At 46.3% G+C, this 15262-nt stretch carries 16 protein-coding genes; 4 read left to right on the top strand and 12 right to left on the bottom strand.

From position 1 onward, the window contains the following. Positions 1-10 precede the first annotated feature (10 nt). From ACRRQV_RS01670 to ACRRQV_RS01660, 3 genes are all read right to left on the bottom strand, one after another. Complete coding sequence (locus tag ACRRQV_RS01670; protein ID WP_432526998.1) at positions 11-619, bottom strand: superoxide dismutase; 609 nt, start codon at positions 617-619, stop codon at positions 11-13. Positions 620-729: 110 nt separating this feature from the next. Beyond that, positions 730-1209, bottom strand: coding sequence for a DUF456 domain-containing protein (locus tag ACRRQV_RS01665; RefSeq protein WP_432526996.1), 480 nt, complete (start codon positions 1207-1209; stop codon positions 730-732). Positions 1210-1295: 86 nt separating this feature from the next. Then, positions 1296-2927, bottom strand: coding sequence for a Na/Pi cotransporter family protein (locus ACRRQV_RS01660; RefSeq protein WP_432526994.1), 1632 nt, complete (start codon positions 2925-2927; stop codon positions 1296-1298). A 163-nt stretch (positions 2928-3090) separates the two neighbouring features. On the opposite strand from ACRRQV_RS01660, the gene ACRRQV_RS01655 reads away from it, so the two are divergent. The 3 genes from ACRRQV_RS01655 (at position 3091) to ACRRQV_RS01645 (ending at position 5461) form a co-directional block, all read left to right on the top strand. Continuing rightward, entirely contained in the window at positions 3091-3609 is a 519-nt protein-coding gene (locus tag ACRRQV_RS01655; RefSeq protein WP_432526992.1) for a DUF1189 family protein, read from the top strand. A 133-nt stretch (positions 3610-3742) separates the two neighbouring features. Further along, a complete protein-coding gene (ispG, locus tag ACRRQV_RS01650; protein ID WP_432526990.1) occupies positions 3743-4870 on the top strand; it encodes a flavodoxin-dependent (E)-4-hydroxy-3-methylbut-2-enyl-diphosphate synthase in 1128 nt (375 codons plus the stop codon). Positions 4871-4882: 12 nt separating this feature from the next. After that, entirely contained in the window at positions 4883-5461 is a 579-nt protein-coding gene (locus ACRRQV_RS01645; protein WP_432526988.1) for a hypothetical protein, read from the top strand. A 140-nt stretch (positions 5462-5601) separates the two neighbouring features. Here the strand turns inward: ACRRQV_RS01645 and ACRRQV_RS01640 are convergent, their stop codons facing one another. From ACRRQV_RS01640 to ACRRQV_RS01620, 5 genes are all read right to left on the bottom strand, one after another. Then, positions 5602-6012: a Fur family transcriptional regulator gene (locus ACRRQV_RS01640; protein WP_432526986.1), complete on the bottom strand. Its 411-nt coding sequence runs from the start codon at positions 6010-6012 to the stop codon at positions 5602-5604. Beyond that, a complete protein-coding gene (locus tag ACRRQV_RS01635) occupies positions 6009-6863 on the bottom strand; it encodes a metal ABC transporter permease (protein WP_432526984.1) in 855 nt (284 codons plus the stop codon). The genes ACRRQV_RS01640 and ACRRQV_RS01635 overlap by 4 nt, the downstream gene beginning before the upstream one ends. Beyond that, on the bottom strand, positions 6863-7627 hold the full coding sequence (locus ACRRQV_RS01630; RefSeq protein ID WP_432526982.1) for a metal ABC transporter ATP-binding protein: 765 nt from the start codon (positions 7625-7627) through the stop codon (positions 6863-6865). The genes ACRRQV_RS01635 and ACRRQV_RS01630 overlap by 1 nt, the downstream gene beginning before the upstream one ends. Before the next feature lie 109 nt (positions 7628-7736). After that, positions 7737-8630 carry a deoxyribonuclease IV gene (locus tag ACRRQV_RS01625; protein WP_432526980.1) on the bottom strand — a complete coding sequence of 298 codons (894 nt, stop codon included), beginning with the start codon at positions 8628-8630 and terminating at the stop codon, positions 7737-7739. Between the two features lie 12 nt (positions 8631-8642). Further along, positions 8643-9938: a DEAD/DEAH box helicase gene (locus tag ACRRQV_RS01620; protein ID WP_432526978.1), complete on the bottom strand. Its 1296-nt coding sequence runs from the start codon at positions 9936-9938 to the stop codon at positions 8643-8645. Between the two features lie 128 nt (positions 9939-10066). Between ACRRQV_RS01620 and ACRRQV_RS01615 the strand changes: the two genes are divergently transcribed. After that, positions 10067-11047, top strand: a complete 981-nt coding sequence (locus ACRRQV_RS01615; protein ID WP_432526976.1) for a 4-hydroxy-3-methylbut-2-enyl diphosphate reductase — start codon at positions 10067-10069, stop codon at positions 11045-11047. Between the two features lie 564 nt (positions 11048-11611). Here the strand turns inward: ACRRQV_RS01615 and ACRRQV_RS01610 are convergent. From ACRRQV_RS01610 to ACRRQV_RS01595, 4 genes are all read right to left on the bottom strand, one after another. Beyond that, positions 11612-12724 carry a Nif3-like dinuclear metal center hexameric protein gene (locus tag ACRRQV_RS01610; protein ID WP_432526974.1) on the bottom strand — a complete coding sequence of 371 codons (1113 nt, stop codon included), beginning with the start codon at positions 12722-12724 and terminating at the stop codon, positions 11612-11614. Then, the gene (locus ACRRQV_RS01605; RefSeq protein ID WP_432526972.1) at positions 12708-13421 is read right to left on the bottom strand and encodes a tRNA (adenine(22)-N(1))-methyltransferase; all 714 of its coding nucleotides are present in this window, start codon (positions 13419-13421) and stop codon (positions 12708-12710) included. Before ACRRQV_RS01605 ends, ACRRQV_RS01610 begins: the two co-directional genes overlap by 17 nt. 61 nt (positions 13422-13482) lie before the next feature. Beyond that, a complete protein-coding gene (gene cccA / locus ACRRQV_RS01600; RefSeq protein WP_432526970.1) occupies positions 13483-13887 on the bottom strand; it encodes a cytochrome c550 in 405 nt (134 codons plus the stop codon). A gap of 126 nt (positions 13888-14013) precedes the next feature. Next, positions 14014-15153 carry an acyl-CoA dehydrogenase gene (locus tag ACRRQV_RS01595; protein WP_432526968.1) on the bottom strand — a complete coding sequence of 380 codons (1140 nt, stop codon included), beginning with the start codon at positions 15151-15153 and terminating at the stop codon, positions 14014-14016. Between the last annotated feature and the right edge of the window lie 109 nt (positions 15154-15262).

Below are 15262 nucleotides of genomic sequence, written 5' to 3'. Positions count from 1 at the left end.
TTATTGGAAATTATTTCGCAGCTTCAAAGCGGCGGGATACTTCTTCCCAGTTTACAACGCTCCAGAACGCAGCCAAATAATCCGGGCGTCTGTTTTGGTATTGCAAGTAGTAAGCATGTTCCCAAACGTCAACGCCAAGGATCGGCGTTTGGCCATCCATCAATGGAGAGTCTTGGTTAGCAGTTGAAGTTACTTCAAGGTCGCCGTTGTTGACAATCAGCCAAGCCCAGCCAGATCCAAAGCGAGTTTTTCCTGCATTTTCAAATTTGGCTTTAAATTCATCAAAGCTGCCAAATTTGCTGTCGATCGCTTCAGCCAAAGCACCAGTCGGGTTACCGCCTCCGTTTGGAGAAAGCAATTGCCAGAATAGCGAGTGGTTTGCGTGTCCGCCGCCGTTATTGCGCACTGCTGTGCGGATTGCTTCAGGAACTGAACTTAAATCAGAAATCAATTCTTCCACTGATTTTGAAGCAAGTTCTTCGTGGCCTTCTAGAGCCGCATTTACGTTAGTTACATACGTGTTGTGGTGTTTCGTGTGGTGAATGTTCATCGTTTCTTTGTCGATGTGTGGTTCTAGCGCATCGTATGCATAAGGTAGTTCGGGTAATTCGTAAGCCATGATCAAATTCCTCCTTGAGTCTATTGTTCTACTTTCATAGCGTATCAAAATTTCCAAGACCGCACAAACAAAATGCACGCCTTTGCCTGAGATTCAGACCTTTGACTGATTTAGATGACAAAAAAGAAAATGGCGACCATGACGATTTGGATCACGCCTTTTGTGATGACCGACGTTACAAAGCCAACAACCGAACCAACGCCTGATTTAATGGAAGCTTTTATGGTAGAACGGTTAAACAGAAGTTCCGCGGCAATCGCCCCTACAAATGGCCCAATCAAGATGCCGACGATAGGAATGATGAACGGCCCGACAATCAAGCCGATCGTGCTTCCCCAGAGCCCCGCTTTTGAACCTCCAAACTTTTTGACGCCGAATGCGTTCGCAGCGGCATCTGCTCCAAACAGCAGCACAACAAATAAAATTTCAATTGCCCAGAACCACCAAGGCAAATCTGCAAAATCAAAAAACAAGCCGTATACTAAAAATCCGCCGATTAAGAATAATGACGCCGGGATGATTGGATAAACCAATCCGATAAAGCCGATGAGAAAAAACAGCAGCACAACTGTCCAACCGATTGCTTCCATTTTATGTGACCCCCTAATTAAAAAACTCTCTTTCATCCTGCCTTACATTTTTTCGAATGTAAAGAAATGAAAGAGAGAATGTTTTTTTATGCCCGATTGCCTAGGATTGATTCAGCAATATTAACCGAATGGTCGCCGATTCGCTCCAGGTTGCTGACAATATCAACAAAGACAATACCGGCCTGTGCCGAACAAGCGCCTTCGTTCACCCGCAAAATATGCTTTTTGCGGAATTTCCGTTCCATTTTATCGATCAAGTCTTCTTGTTCTGCGACTTCACGCGCCAATTCATGGCTGGTTGTGTCAAGTGCATTCAGCGCTTTTTGAACGGTTTGGATGGTCAACGTGAACATTTCCGTCAGATCCTCCATTGCTTCTTTAGTCATCGATACCCGGTTTTCTTCTTGGTAATCAACCAATTCCAAAATATTCTCGAAATGATCACCAATCCGTTCGATGTCTCGGACCGTTTCCATCAGCACCGTATGGCTTGAAGAATCGGCAGCTGAAATGGATTCAGCAGAAATCAACACAAGATACTCGGTGATTTTTTGGTCCAGATTGTTGATAGCCTGTTCTAGCTGGTAACCGAGTTCTGCATTTTTTTTGCTCTTCGTCATTAAGTATTCATATGTTTCTTGAAGCCCTTGCACCGACAAGTTCCCCATGCGGATGATTTCCTCTTTTGCCTGTCCAAGCGCAATCGAAGGCGACTGCTCAATAAAGTGGACATCCAAATGTTTCGGCTTGTATTCAATTGTCACATCTTCTCCTGGAATGAATCGAGTCACCAAGTAAGCCCATGCCCCGATCAACGGGAATTGAATAATGGTATTGACGACATTGAAAGATCCGTGTGCAAATGCAATTTGCATTTTCGCTTCCAGATTGAGAACTCCGGAAATCCAGCCAACATACGCCGTAAATGGCACCAACAAAATCATGAAGATAATGGTGCCGAGCACGTTGAACAACACGTGGACTGCCGCTGCACGGCGCGCAGCAATTGAAGCTCCGATCGAAGCTAAAACGGCTGTAATCGTTGTTCCGATATTATCGCCAAATAAAACAGGAAGCGATGCCTGGAGATCAATTACGTTTTCAGCATACAACCCTTGTAAAATGGCTACAGTTGCACTGGAGCTTTGGACGATTAAGGTGAAGACAGTTCCTACTACTACACCTAAAATAGGCAAATCGCTTAAACTGACGGTCAAATCAATGAATGCGGGCAATTCGCGCAGTGGCTTCATGCCTTCACTCATCAGTTCCAATCCGAAGAAGAGCCCGCCGAAACCAAAGATCACTTCCCCGGCGTTTTGAATACCATGTTTCTTAAAGAAAAAGATCAAAAGCGCGCCTAAGGCCATAATAGGCAAGGCATAAGCGCCCACATCCAGTCCGATGATAAATGCCGTAATCGTTGTACCGATATTGGCTCCCATAATAACACCGATTGCTTGGCGCAGTGTCATAAATCCAGCACTCACCAAACCAACGACGATTACGGTCGTCCCTGAACTTGATTGAATGAGGACAGTTACTAGAATACCGACAAGCACTCCCATGAATGGATTGGTAGTGAAACGGTCAAGAATGCCACGCAGCCTGTTGCCCGCCGCTTTTTGCAAACCGTCCCCCATGTATTTAATGGAAAATAGGAATATCCCTAATCCTCCAAAGAATGTAAAGAGCATCTCTTGCCAGTTCGTTTCCATGATGTTCAACCAACTCCTAAATTAGATTTTCTAGTTTTATTATGCCTAGATTGTGAAGGCTGTGTGAAGGCTTCCTGAGAATCTTTACAAAACCTTAACAATCGAGAATAAATTTTTGAGTGCTGCATGGTAGGATATAAATAGGAACGAAAGGAAGATGGCTGTGAATTTATTTCAGTTGTTTAAAGCAAGTTTAATGGAACCAAAAAAGCAAGCCGCCGTCCGTATACTGACGATCGGAAAAATTTTAAAGTTTGTTTTCGCCATCATTGCCACCATGGCGGTCATCTCTTTTTTTGAGCTGGCGGCCGGATTAACTGTCTCGGCACAAGGGCTAGATGGTTTGTTGCAATACGTGGAAGATATCAAATGGCTGCTATATCCATTTGCACTTGTTTTCTTGTTTGTCAGCACGACGGTTTACCATTTTGTGAAAATCAGCATTTTTGCGTTTATCGGATTGGGCATGGTGAAAATGCGGAACCGGCGAGGCGAATACCGCCATCTTTGGCGGACGGCAGCACTGTGTGTAACGATTCCCACGCTTGTGTCTTTTGCCTTTAGCTTTTTCTACACCCATTGGTTTGTTTCGGCAGCTACTGCGGTATGGACGCTGATCTATCTTTATTTGGCGGTTGCGTATTATCCGAAAATGCCGCAAGCGCAAAAGAAACAGGGATAATCGTCTTTCTTGTATTTTCGGTTGTCAGACTGCTAAAATGGCTATAGGTATTGGAAACGCCAGCGAGCTTGCTGGCCCAAGAAATGAGGAATTGGCTGCTCGTATAGCTGTTCCCCAAAAGGAGAGAAATTTAATGAGTGAAATTCTTCACCGTACAAAAACACGCCCCGTTAAAGTCGGAAATTTGACTATTGGCGGAAGCAATGAATTGTTCATTCAAAGCATGGCAACAACAAAAACCCACGATGTGGAGGCGACCGTAGCTGAAATCCTTCGCCTCGAAGAAGCCGGCTGCCAAATCGTCCGTGTAGCTTGCCCGGATGAGCGTGCCGCTTATTCAATCGGCGAAATTAAAAAACGCATCAATATCCCGCTTGTTGTTGATATCCATTTTGATTATAAATTAGCGTTGATCGCAATCGAACAAGGAGCGGACAAAATCCGAATCAATCCTGGCAACATCGGACGCCGCGAAAAAGTGGAAGCTGTCGTGAATGCGGCTAAAGCAAAAGGCATTCCAATCCGCATTGGTGTTAACGCAGGTTCACTGGAACGCAAAATCCTTGAAAAATATGGTTACCCGACTGCAGATGGCATGGTTGAAAGCGCCCTTCACCACATCAAAATTCTTGAAGACTTGGATTTCCATGACATCATTGTTTCCATGAAAGCGTCGGATGTCAGCCTAGCAATCGAAGCGTATGAAAAAGCTTCTAAAGCGTTCGATTACCCGCTTCATTTGGGAATCACTGAATCGGGCACACTCTATTCCGGTACGATCAAAAGTTCTGCCGGCATTGGCGCACTTCTTGCAAAAGGCATCGGCAACACGCTTCGCATTTCCTTGAGCGCAGACCCTGTTGAAGAAGTGAAAGTGGCACGTGAATTATTGAAAGTGTTCGGCTTGTCTTCAAATGCCGCTACCTTGATTTCTTGCCCGACCTGCGGGCGCATTGAAATCGATTTGATTTCGATTGCCAACGAAGTGGAAGAATACATTTCTCATATTAAAGCGCCGATCAAAGTGGCCGTTCTTGGCTGCGCGGTCAACGGCCCCGGCGAAGCACGCGAAGCGGATATCGGCATTGCCGGCGCTCGCGGCGAAGGACTTCTCTTCATGCACGGAAAAACAGTCCGCAAAGTGCCTGAAGAAACGATGGTCGAAGAATTGAAAATTGAGATCGACAAAATCGCACAAGAATATTTCGATAAACAAGCAGCGGAAAAAGCAGAAAAAGAAGCGCTTGAATCACAAGTATAAGGTTGTGGCCTGATGAGATACCGTTTTGGAATAGACATTGATGGAACAGTGACAAGCCCGACGTCATTGATTCCGCATATCAATGAAGCATTCAATAGCGCATTAACACTGGATGACATTAAAGAATACGATTTGACGGCTGCTCTTCCCCAGCTGGCGCCGGAAGAATTTTATACGTGGTTCCGCGGAGCTGAATCCAAAATATACGCAAGCTCCCCTATCTCGGAAAATGCAAAAAGCATTTTAACCGAGTGGAAAAACCATTACGAGTTGTATTTCATTTCTGCCCGCGGCGAAAACGTTCGGGACATTACGTTTGACTGGTTTAAAGAGCACGCAATTGCTTACGACCACATCGAATTGATCGGCACGCATAAAAAAATCGAAACAGCCAAACGCCATAACGTCGATTTGTTTTTCGAAGACAAGCACGACAACGCCGTGGAAATTTCCGAAGAACTCGACATTCCCGTCTTGTTGTTCGACACTCCGTACAACCGGGACCCCATTCCTAAAAACGTCATTCGCGTCTTTAACTGGCTCGAAGCAGACGAATGGGTAAAACGTGAGTTTTCATCGGTAAAAGCATAGAAATAGTTAAGGCGCATGCATTTTTGCAGGCGCCTTTTTTGTTCAGTTTCATTATAAGAATTTTTAACGCTTCTTACCATTTACTTGCGCTTCCCCTTAAAAGCAAAAAAAGCGGAAACGGAAAAATCCGCTTTCGCTTTTTACCTGCAATCCGGGCATTTGCCGTAGATTTCGAATTTATGGTTGGCGATTTCGTATGCCGGCAAAGCCGCACCGAGCATATCCATCGGGCAAACCGGAATTTCTTTGATTTTGCCGCAATCCAAACAAATAAAATGGTGATGGTGATGGTCGCTTTCGCATTGCATGCGGAAATGCCGTTCGCCCGACAATTCCGTTTCTTCCAAAATGCCGAGTGAGACAAAAGTGGCCAAGTTGCGGTACACCGTATCGTAGCTCATGCTTGGATAGTCTTTTTGCATAACATCCAGCAAATCACGCGCTGTCAAATAGCGGTCGTCATCTGAAAACAATTCCAAAATCTGCTGGCGTTTTGACGTTTCCTTATAGCCGTTTTCTTTTAAAATGTCCCATGCTTTTGGCAAGTTCATGCGGCAGCCCCCTTTTTCATTGAAACCGAGATTTTCTTATAGGCAATGACAAGCAGCAGCAATAAAATCGACGTCACCACTATGGTGCCTCCGGGAGCCAAGTTAAAGTAAAAGGCGGTAATCAGTCCAGTGATGACCGACACTTCGCCAAAGACGATGGACAAAATAATGGTTTGCTTGAAGCTCGTTCCGACGCGCATTGCTGCAGCTACCGGAATGGTCATCAATGAGGACACCAACAAAATGCCGACAATGCGCATCGATCCGGCAATGACAAGCGCTGTCACAATCATAAATAAAAAGTGAATCGCTTTTGCGGGCAATCCCGAAGCTTTCGCGTATTCATCGTCAAAGGACAAGACAAACAATTCTTTGAAAAACAAGCGGACAAACAATAAGACGACCACTGCGATGGCAATGACGATGCCCAGATCTTCCCTGCTGACTGCGGATACCGTGCCAAACAGGTAGCCGAACAAATCAGAAGAAAACCCTTCAGCGAGTGAAATGAAAATCGCGCCAAAACCGATGCCTGCTGACAAAATAATCGGTATCGCTAATTCCTCGTAATGCTTGTACAGGCTCCGCAGCCGCTCAATCAATACCGAACCGCCGACGGAAGCCGCAATTCCTAAAAACAATGGATTTAAGGTAGAAAACAACGCGACGCTTTGGCTCAAATAAAGGCTCCCGGCAATTCCGGCAAGCGTCACATGGCTGAGTGCATCCGCAATGAGCGACAACCGCCTAACGACGATAAAGACGCCAAGGAGCGGTGCGATAATGCCGATAATCAATCCTGCCGCAAAGGCATTTTGCAAGAATTCATAAGTAAAAATAGCTTGGATCATCAATGGCTTCCTCCGATATGGTGTATTTTCCGTACCGAGTGGCCATACCAGGCTTCGCGCTGTTCATCGCTCATTGTATGAAGCTGGTCTTTAAATCCGTGGAAATGAATGGTCTGGTTGAGGCAAGCGACATGCGTAATGCGGTCTGTCACCGTATCGACGTCATGCGTCACCAAAACGAGCGTGATGTGCTTGTCGCGGTTGAGCGATGCCAGCATATTATAAAACGACTGGACGTTTTTATGGTCAATACCGACTGTCGGCTCATCGAGTATCAGCATTTTCGGCTTCGCCACAAGCGCCCTTGCAATAAATACACGCTGCTGCTGGCCGCCGGACAATTCACTGATGCGGTTGTCTTTAAAAGCTTCCATCCCGACAGCTTGTAATGCTTCATCGACTTCCGCTTTTGCCGACTTTGGCATCCGGCGGAACAAGCCGGTTTTTTTCGCCAGTCCGCCGGCTACGACTTCTTCCACCGTTGCCGGAAATCCGGAATTGAACGAATTGGATTTTTGCGAAACATAGCCGATCCATTCCCGGTGCTTGAAGTTTTTCGAATCCACACCGAACAACTGGATTGCCCCTTTTGTCGGCTTGATTAAACCCAGCATGATTTTCAACAGCGTCGACTTGCCCGAACCGTTCGGGCCAAGAATCGCGAGAAAATCCCCTGCTTCGACTTTTAACGAAATGTTTTCCAATGCTTTTGTTTGTTCATATTCATAACTGATGTTTTCAATGGCAATTAATGGCGCATCCATTTGGCCGCCTCTTTTCTAATTAATAATCATTACGATTTACATTAGAAAAGTATAAGACAGTTCGAGGACATTGTAAATAGAAAGAACTCAAAAAAAAAAGCCCCTCTACTTAAAGAGGAGCTTTCATGTCTTCGATTACGCCGGGCATGAACACACCAGATTTGAACATTTCGATTTCAAACGCGTATGGCGGTTTTTTGTTTTTGGCATCCAAGCCAACATACGGCGTTTCCAAAATTTTGGGCACATGCATCAAGTCCGGATGATGGACGATGCCGTTTAGCGCTTCAAAACCGATTTCGCCAAATCCGATGTTTTCGTGGCGGTCTTTTCCAGCCCCGCGGATGTTTTTGCTGTCATTGATATGCAGCACTTGCAGGCGATCGATGCCGACAGTGCGGTCGAAATCTGCAAGCACTCCGTTAAAATCTTCTTTAATATTATAACCGGAGTCGTGAGTATGGCACGTATCAAAACAAACAGACAGCCGTTCGTTGTGCGTCACGCCGTTGATGATCGCAGCGATTTCTTCAAAATTGCGGCCGCATTCTGTCCCTTTTCCAGCCATCGTCTCAAGAGCGATGTGGACCGGGAAATCCTGCGACAGCACTTCATTCAAGCCTTCTATGATTTTTGCAATGCCTGCCTCTGTTCCGGCTCCGACATGCGCACCGGGATGCAAGACAATTTGCTTGGCCCCGAGTGCCGCAGTCCGTTCAATTTCTTTTTGAAGAAACTCGACGGCCAGTTCAAACGTTTCCGGTTTTACCGTATTGGCAAGGTTGATGATGTAAGGCGCATGGACGACAATATTCGACAAATTGTTCGCCGCCATATGCGCTCGTCCTGCTTCGATATTCAATTCTTCAATTGGCTTGCGGCGCGTGTTTTGCGGAGCTCCGGTATAGATCATGAACGTAGAAGCTCCGTATGAAGCCGCTTCTTCGCTGGCTGCCAGCAGCATTTTCTTGCCGCTCATGGAAACATGAGATCCTAATAACATGGGAAAATCTCCTTACTTTTTGCGATTTTTGCGGCGTTCTACTTTTTTGATTTCGTCCATTTTCCATTTCATTTTCTTTTTATACATCGGTTTAACGCTTTTCGGTTTATGGACCATCGATTTCGCTTTTGTATCAGCTTCGTTTGCTGTTCTTACACGGTTTTTGCGGCCATGGCGCTCTTTCAAATCAATAAATTCGCCTTTAACAATGTCTTTTTGCTGGAACGGAATGCCCATTTTCTCAACGCGGACAATCGCATCTTCTTCTTCCGGTTTGAACAGTGTAATGGCCAAACCTTTCATGCCGGCGCGTGCTGTACGGCCAACACGGTGGATGAAGAATTCCAGGTCTTCTGGCAATTCGTAGTTGATGACATGGCTGACGCCTTGGATGTCGATACCGCGCGCTGCTAAATCTGTCGCGACAATATACTGGTATTCCAAATCGCGGATTTGCTTCATCATTTTGACGCGTTCACGCGGTGCCAAATCTCCGTGCACCCGTCCGACGCGAATGCCTTTTTTCGACAATTCCGTTGCTACATAATCAGCATTGGTCCGTGTGTTGACAAAAATGATCGCCAAATACGGGTTGATGATGTCCATCACTTCGATCAAGCGCTCGACTTTTTTCTTGCTGCGCACTGGCACCAAGTAGAAATCCAATCCTTCAGCAGTTGGGCGTTTGTCGCCGATGTTAATGTGGACTGGCGATTCCATGTATTTTTTCAAGAATGGCTTTAATTTTTCAGGAATGGTTGCTGAGAACACGTACATTTCCAAGTTGTCCTGCATCTTGCCAGCCACTTGGTCAATTTCTTCTATAAAGCCCAAATCGAATGCCAAATCGGCTTCATCGACTACTAAAATTTTCGCCGTGTGGACCAACAATGCGTTCTCGTTGACCAAATCTTTCAAACGCCCAGGCGTTCCGATAACGATATGCGGTTGCGTCTTTAATTTATTGATTGAACGCTGTTTGTCTGTTCCACCAATAAAAGACTTGACTTCAATATCGGATCCTTCGACCAATTTTAAGATTTCGTTGTAAATCTGAGTTCCTAGTTCACGTGTAGGAGCCGCAATCACTGCTTGGACTTCCTGTTTTTCCACGTCGATGCGTTCGACGATCGGAATGATAAAACTATGTGTTTTCCCTGTTCCTGTATGGGATTGTCCGATTGCTGAGCTGCCTTTTAATATATGGGGCATCATTTCTTTTTGAATCGGGGTCGGTTCCTGGAAACCGAGTTTTGCTACCGCTTCCTGCAGAAACGGTTTGAATGGATAATCGTTGAATTTTGTCATGGGATGAATCTCCCTCCTTAAGCTTTGACCATTATAGCACGAATTAACACCACTTTGCATTTCATCTTTTGTAATAGATGGCCGTCTCCGTTATAATGGATGTATGATTGTCGAAAGGAGTGCGGTACATGAAAGTCAAGAAAATATCGCCAAGAGGTTATTGCTACGGAGTGGTAGATGCGATGGTCATTGCAAAGAACGCTGCGATGGATGAAACCTTGCCCCGCCCGATTTATATATTAGGTATGATAGTGCACAATAAGCACGTAACAGATGCATTCGAAGAAGACGGCATCATCACATTAGACGGCAAGAACCGTTTGGAAATCCTGGAAAAAGTCGAATCAGGCACGGTGATTTTCACTGCTCACGGCGTTTCGCCGCAAGTGCGGGAACTGGCAAAACGAAAAGGCCTGGTGTCCATTGACGCAACTTGCCCGGACGTAACAGTGACACATGATTTGATCCGTGAAAAAACGGCGGAAGGCTACCAGATCGTCTATATCGGCAAAAGCGGCCACCCGGAACCTGAAGGCGCTATTGGCGTTGCACCCGGCATGGTGCATTTAGTTGAAACCGTGGAAGACGTCAATCAGTTGGAACTGGATTCCGAAAAAATCATCGTGACCAACCAAACGACTATGAGCCAATGGGACGTAGTCGAAATGATGAAACGCTTGAAAGAAAAATTCCCGCATTCGGAAGTCCACAAAGAAATTTGTTTGGCAACGCAAGTGCGGCAAGAAGCTGTGGCTGAACAAGCAGTGGATGCTGACTTGTTGATCGTCATTGGCGACCCGATGAGCAACAACTCGAACCGTTTGGCACAAGTGTCCCAAGACATTGCCGGCACGCCTGCCTACCGTATTTCCGATTTGTCGGAATTGAAACTTGAGTGGCTTGAAGGCATCGACAACGTAGCGATCACTGCAGGCGCATCGACGCCGACACCGATTGTCAAAGAAGTGATGACTTTCCTGGATAAATACGATCCAGCCGATCCTTCTACACACGATTTAACGCGCAGCGTACCGCTCAACAAGATTTTGCCGAAAATCAAACACCCGAAACCATCTGACCGGATCGAACCGTATCCAGTCGGCGAATAAACGATGAAAACCCGCGCGTTCTGCAAAAGAACTCGCGGGTTTTCAAACTGTCGAGAAAGTTAGATACCCTTCTCATTCCGCTTCAGGCGGACGCTTTCCGCGGGCACGGCTTCAGCTTCCTCGTCGCTTGCGCTCCTGCGGGATCTTCAGCTCGTGCTGTCCCGCAGGAGTCGCCGCCTTCCGCTGCATTCGAAGAGAGAGGTTACTCGAAGAATTTCCAGAAATAGAAAGCAACTAAGAGCCCGTACACTTGAGTTGTCTTACTTATAGCGGAATTTTTATTGAGAAGTGATCCATTTATGCTATGGAGCAAACCAGCGGAGACGCCTGCGGGAAAGCGAAGTGCCGAAATCCACTCGGACGCGAGTCCGAGTTAGTTCGGCGCGAGCCCGAGTTAGTTCGGCGCGAGCCCGCGGCAAGCGCAGCTGGTTTGCGGAATAGCCACTACAAAAGAATACTCTCTACCAGTTGAAAAGATTTTTTCAACAAGCTGAAAACCCGCGCGTTCTGTAAAAGAACTCGCGGGTTTTCTTTGTTCATTAATCTTATTCCAAAAAATGTAAATCATCGAAATTGAAACGGTTCGGTATCCACTTCAGACGCCAGAAATTCGCATTGCCAGTTTTGTGCATTGGCCAGTTTGTCGACGACGCCTTGGATCATGACTTTTTCGACGTGATGTCCTGGGTCTACAACGGCAAGGTCCATCGCTTCGGCATCTTGGGCTACATGGAAATACAAATCGCCTGTCACGTAGACATCGGCACCGGAGCGCTTTGCCGCTTGAATGTATTTATTGCCATCTCCGCCGAGCACGGCCACTTTTTTCACCGTTTTTTTCAAATCCCCAACAACGCGTGCTGCCGGAACGTCCAGCCTTTTTTTCACGAGTTCTGCAAAATCGGCAAGCGGCAGTTCTGCTGGCAGTGTACCGACTCGGCCAAGCCCCATTGCCACTTCTTTGTTTTCCAACGTAAACACATCGTACGCCACTTCTTCGTAAGGATGCGCAGCGATCATCGCACGGATGGCTTGGTCTTTTTTGGTTTTTGGAATGACGACTTCAATTTTCGACTCTTCCACGGTCTCCATCTTGCCCGGTTCGCCGATATACGGATCAGCGCCTTCTGTTGGAAGGAAACGCCCAGTGCCTGCCAATGAATAACTGCAATATTCGTAATCACCGATTGCCCCTGCCCCTGCTTTTCCAAGCGCATCCCGCACGGCATCTGCATGGCTTTCCGGAACAAATACTGCGATTTTCACCAGTTCCGCTTCATATGTCGGCACGAGCACTTTCGTGTCTTTCAAACCGAGCGCTTCGGCCAATAAATCGTTGACGCCGCCTTTTGCAACATCGAGGTTGGTATGAGCTGCATATACCGCAATATCGTTTTTGATTAATTTTTCCATCAAGCGGCCTTGTGGGAAATCTGTCTGCAGCGATTTTAATGGCCGGAAAATCGGTGGATGGTGCGCGATGATAAGCCCCGCACCTTTTTCAATCGCTTCATCAGCGACTCGTTCGTTGACATCGAGCGTCACCAGCACACGCTCGATTTTTTTATTCAGCGTGCCGACGTGCAAACCGATGGGATCGTTTTCCATCGCTAAATATTTAGGCGCCCACTTTTCAAACTCATCGATGATTTGTTGGCCATTAGGTATTTTCACCATTCAACACCTCTTCTGCAAGTTCAATTTTCTTCTGCAATTCGTGTTTTCGCTTGGCAATTTCTTCGGTTTCTGTCGTGGCTTCCATCGACTGGATGATTTTTTGCCATTGGGAACTTTCCCGGCGCCATTTTTCTTGGAAAACCGGCGAAAATTCTTTTATGAGCATCGGCCCCATCAGCAGTTCCGCTTCGCTGAACGCTGCTGGCTGCTGGTGTGGTTCCAATACGAGAATTTCGTAGATTTTGTCGTTTTCTTTCAAGATTTCTTCCTGGACCAAAGCCCAGCCGTTTGTTTGGGCCCATTCCCGTATGGCTTTAGCATGGACATTCGGCTGCAAAATCAAACGGCCGACGCCCGTAAGCTTGTCTTTTCCTTGATCGAGTATGGAAGCGATCAACGGGCCGCCCATCCCGGCAATCGTAACGGCAGTAATGCCGTCTTCATGAAAAATAGCATCCAAACCGCTCGCCAGCCGGACGTCGATTTTCTCGCTTAATTGTTCAAGCCGGACTTGTTTTTTTGCGGATTCGTACGGCCCTTTCACGACTTCTCCGGCAACGGCGCGTTTTGCCTTACCGTTCAGCACCAGGAAACACGGCAAATACGCATGGTCGCTGCCGATGTCCGCTACGACCGCTCCTTGCGGCACATAGTGGGCTACGCGCAAAAGACGTGTTGATAATTGTTGTGCATTCATTGAAACCCTCCTAATCGAAAGAAAAACCCTTAGCTCTGGAAGAACTAAGGGTTTTTTTGTGCTATTCGAGTGATAATACCCACTCTGCCATTGCTGGAATGTTTTCGCCTTCAACAAGTCCGCCTGGCATTGCGCCTTTACCGTTCGCAATAATGTCTTCAATTGCTGCTTGGTCAAGTTCTGTAGCTACTAATGAAGGACCAACTTGGCCTTCGTAACTTGAACCGTGGCAAGAAACACAGCTTTGTTGAGCTTGAGCTTCAGGATCGAATTCAGTAGATTCAGTGCTTCCGCCGTCTTCGCCTTGAGCGTCGCCAGCTGCTCCGCCTTCTTCGCCTGTTGCCTGTTCTTCGTCTTGGCTGGCAATTTCTTCTTGGTTATTGACTCCTTCTAATGATAGGAAGAAAATAAGGCCAATCCCAAATGCCATGATTAAGATATAAGGTACAATTGCATTTTTTTGCATCAGTTACCCTCCTTCTCTATGTTCTGCTATTGATAGTATTCGTATCAATCATTATTGTACTGTATTATTGGCAAAACGAAAAGTATTAACGGATAACTTTTGCCTGATTGTGACAAAATCAGTAATTTAACAACCGATTTGTCTTGCAATGACCATGCGCTGAACTTCTGAAGTTCCTTCGCCGATTTCTAAAAGTTTCGCATCGCGCATATAGCGTTCGACTTCGTATTCTCTCATATAGCCATAACCGCCATGGATTTGAATCGCTTCATCCGCCACTTCCATGGAAATTTCCGATGCATATAATTTCGCCATCGATGCTTCTTTTGTAAAAGGACGGCCTTGGTCTTTCAGCCACGCCGCTTTGTACACCATGTTCCGTGCCAATTCGATTTTCATCGCCATGTCAGCCAACTTGAATTGCGTAATTTGGAATTGGGATAATGTTTTGCCGAATTGCTTCCGTTCTTTGGAATAGCTCAAAGCACGGTTAAATGCCGCCTGAGCAATTCCAACTGCCATAGCAGCGATTCCAATGCGTCCGCCGTCCAATGTTGTCATAAACTGCTTAAAGCCTTCTCCGCGCTTGCCAAGCAGATTTGCTTTGGGCACGCGGACATTTTCAAATACCAATTCCGTCGTATTGGATGAATGAAGGCCCATTTTTTCGTAGTTATCGATAATCGTGAAGCCTTCTGCGTCGGTTGGGACAATAATGGCGCTGATTTCTTTTTTGCCGTCCACCATGCCCGTAATGGCCGTGATTGCCAAATGCTTGGCATAGCTCGCGTTCGTAATGTAGACTTTTGATCCGTTGATGACCCAATCGTCGCCGTCTTCAATAGCACGCGTCTCGGTGCCGCCAGCATCCGATCCGGCATTGGGCTCCGTCAATCCGAATGCTCCAAATGATTCGCCTGAACAAATCGGCGTCAAGTATTTTTCTTTCTGCTCTTCAGTGCCGAATAAATTCAGCGGAGCGCCGCCAAGTGAAATGTGTGCCGAGTACGTGATGCCCGTCGAAGCACAGGCACGGCTTAATTCTTCTGTGACGATCGCAAAGCTTGTGGTATCTGCTCCAGCGCCGCCGTACTTTTCATCAAACGGCAATCCCATCATCCCCATATCGGAAAGCTGTTTGAAAATTTCTTTCGGAAATGCTTTTGTCCGGTCGCGGTCAATTGCGCCAGGAGCTACTACCTTATCGGCAAATTCTTTAATGGTTTTTTTAATCATCTGCTGTTCTTGTGTTAAATCGAAGTTCATTTCTGACATCCCCTTTGTTATGAATACGCTTACAACATTCATTATATCGCTAAAATTCAGACAAACTCAACATTTAACCAAAAAAAGTCGTTTTCCCACCTTAAAATAT

This window comes from Planococcus sp. YIM B11945, from assembly GCF_050864155.1.
In the GTDB taxonomy this organism is placed as follows: domain Bacteria; phylum Bacillota; class Bacilli; order Bacillales_A; family Planococcaceae; genus Planococcus.
The sequence above is the reverse complement of the archived record's forward strand: the minus strand, read 5'-3'. Positions and strand labels throughout refer to the sequence as shown.

Excerpts from the sequence above, each read along its gene's own strand:
- ACRRQV_RS01670 (WP_432526998.1), bottom strand. The coding sequence starts at position 619 with ATGGCTTACGAATTACCCGAACTACCTTATGCATACGATGCGCTAGAA.
- ACRRQV_RS01665 (WP_432526996.1), bottom strand. The coding sequence starts at position 1,209 with ATGGAAGCAATCGGTTGGACAGTTGTGCTGCTGTTTTTTCTCATCGGC.
- ACRRQV_RS01660 (WP_432526994.1), bottom strand. The coding sequence starts at position 2,927 with ATGGAAACGAACTGGCAAGAGATGCTCTTTACATTCTTTGGAGGATTA.
- ispG (WP_432526990.1), top strand. The coding sequence starts at position 3,743 with ATGAGTGAAATTCTTCACCGTACAAAAACACGCCCCGTTAAAGTCGGA.
- ACRRQV_RS01645 (WP_432526988.1), top strand. The coding sequence starts at position 4,883 with ATGAGATACCGTTTTGGAATAGACATTGATGGAACAGTGACAAGCCCG.
- ACRRQV_RS01640 (WP_432526986.1), bottom strand. The coding sequence starts at position 6,012 with ATGAACTTGCCAAAAGCATGGGACATTTTAAAAGAAAACGGCTATAAG.
- ACRRQV_RS01635 (WP_432526984.1), bottom strand. The coding sequence starts at position 6,863 with ATGATCCAAGCTATTTTTACTTATGAATTCTTGCAAAATGCCTTTGCG.
- ACRRQV_RS01630 (WP_432526982.1), bottom strand. The coding sequence starts at position 7,627 with ATGGATGCGCCATTAATTGCCATTGAAAACATCAGTTATGAATATGAA.
- ACRRQV_RS01625 (WP_432526980.1), bottom strand. The coding sequence starts at position 8,630 with ATGTTATTAGGATCTCATGTTTCCATGAGCGGCAAGAAAATGCTGCTG.
- ACRRQV_RS01620 (WP_432526978.1), bottom strand. The coding sequence starts at position 9,938 with ATGACAAAATTCAACGATTATCCATTCAAACCGTTTCTGCAGGAAGCG.
- ACRRQV_RS01615 (WP_432526976.1), top strand. The coding sequence starts at position 10,067 with ATGAAAGTCAAGAAAATATCGCCAAGAGGTTATTGCTACGGAGTGGTA.
- ACRRQV_RS01610 (WP_432526974.1), bottom strand. The coding sequence starts at position 12,724 with ATGGTGAAAATACCTAATGGCCAACAAATCATCGATGAGTTTGAAAAG.
- ACRRQV_RS01605 (WP_432526972.1), bottom strand. The coding sequence starts at position 13,421 with ATGAATGCACAACAATTATCAACACGTCTTTTGCGCGTAGCCCACTAT.
- cccA (WP_432526970.1), bottom strand. The coding sequence starts at position 13,887 with ATGCAAAAAAATGCAATTGTACCTTATATCTTAATCATGGCATTTGGG.
- ACRRQV_RS01595 (WP_432526968.1), bottom strand. The coding sequence starts at position 15,153 with ATGAACTTCGATTTAACACAAGAACAGCAGATGATTAAAAAAACCATT.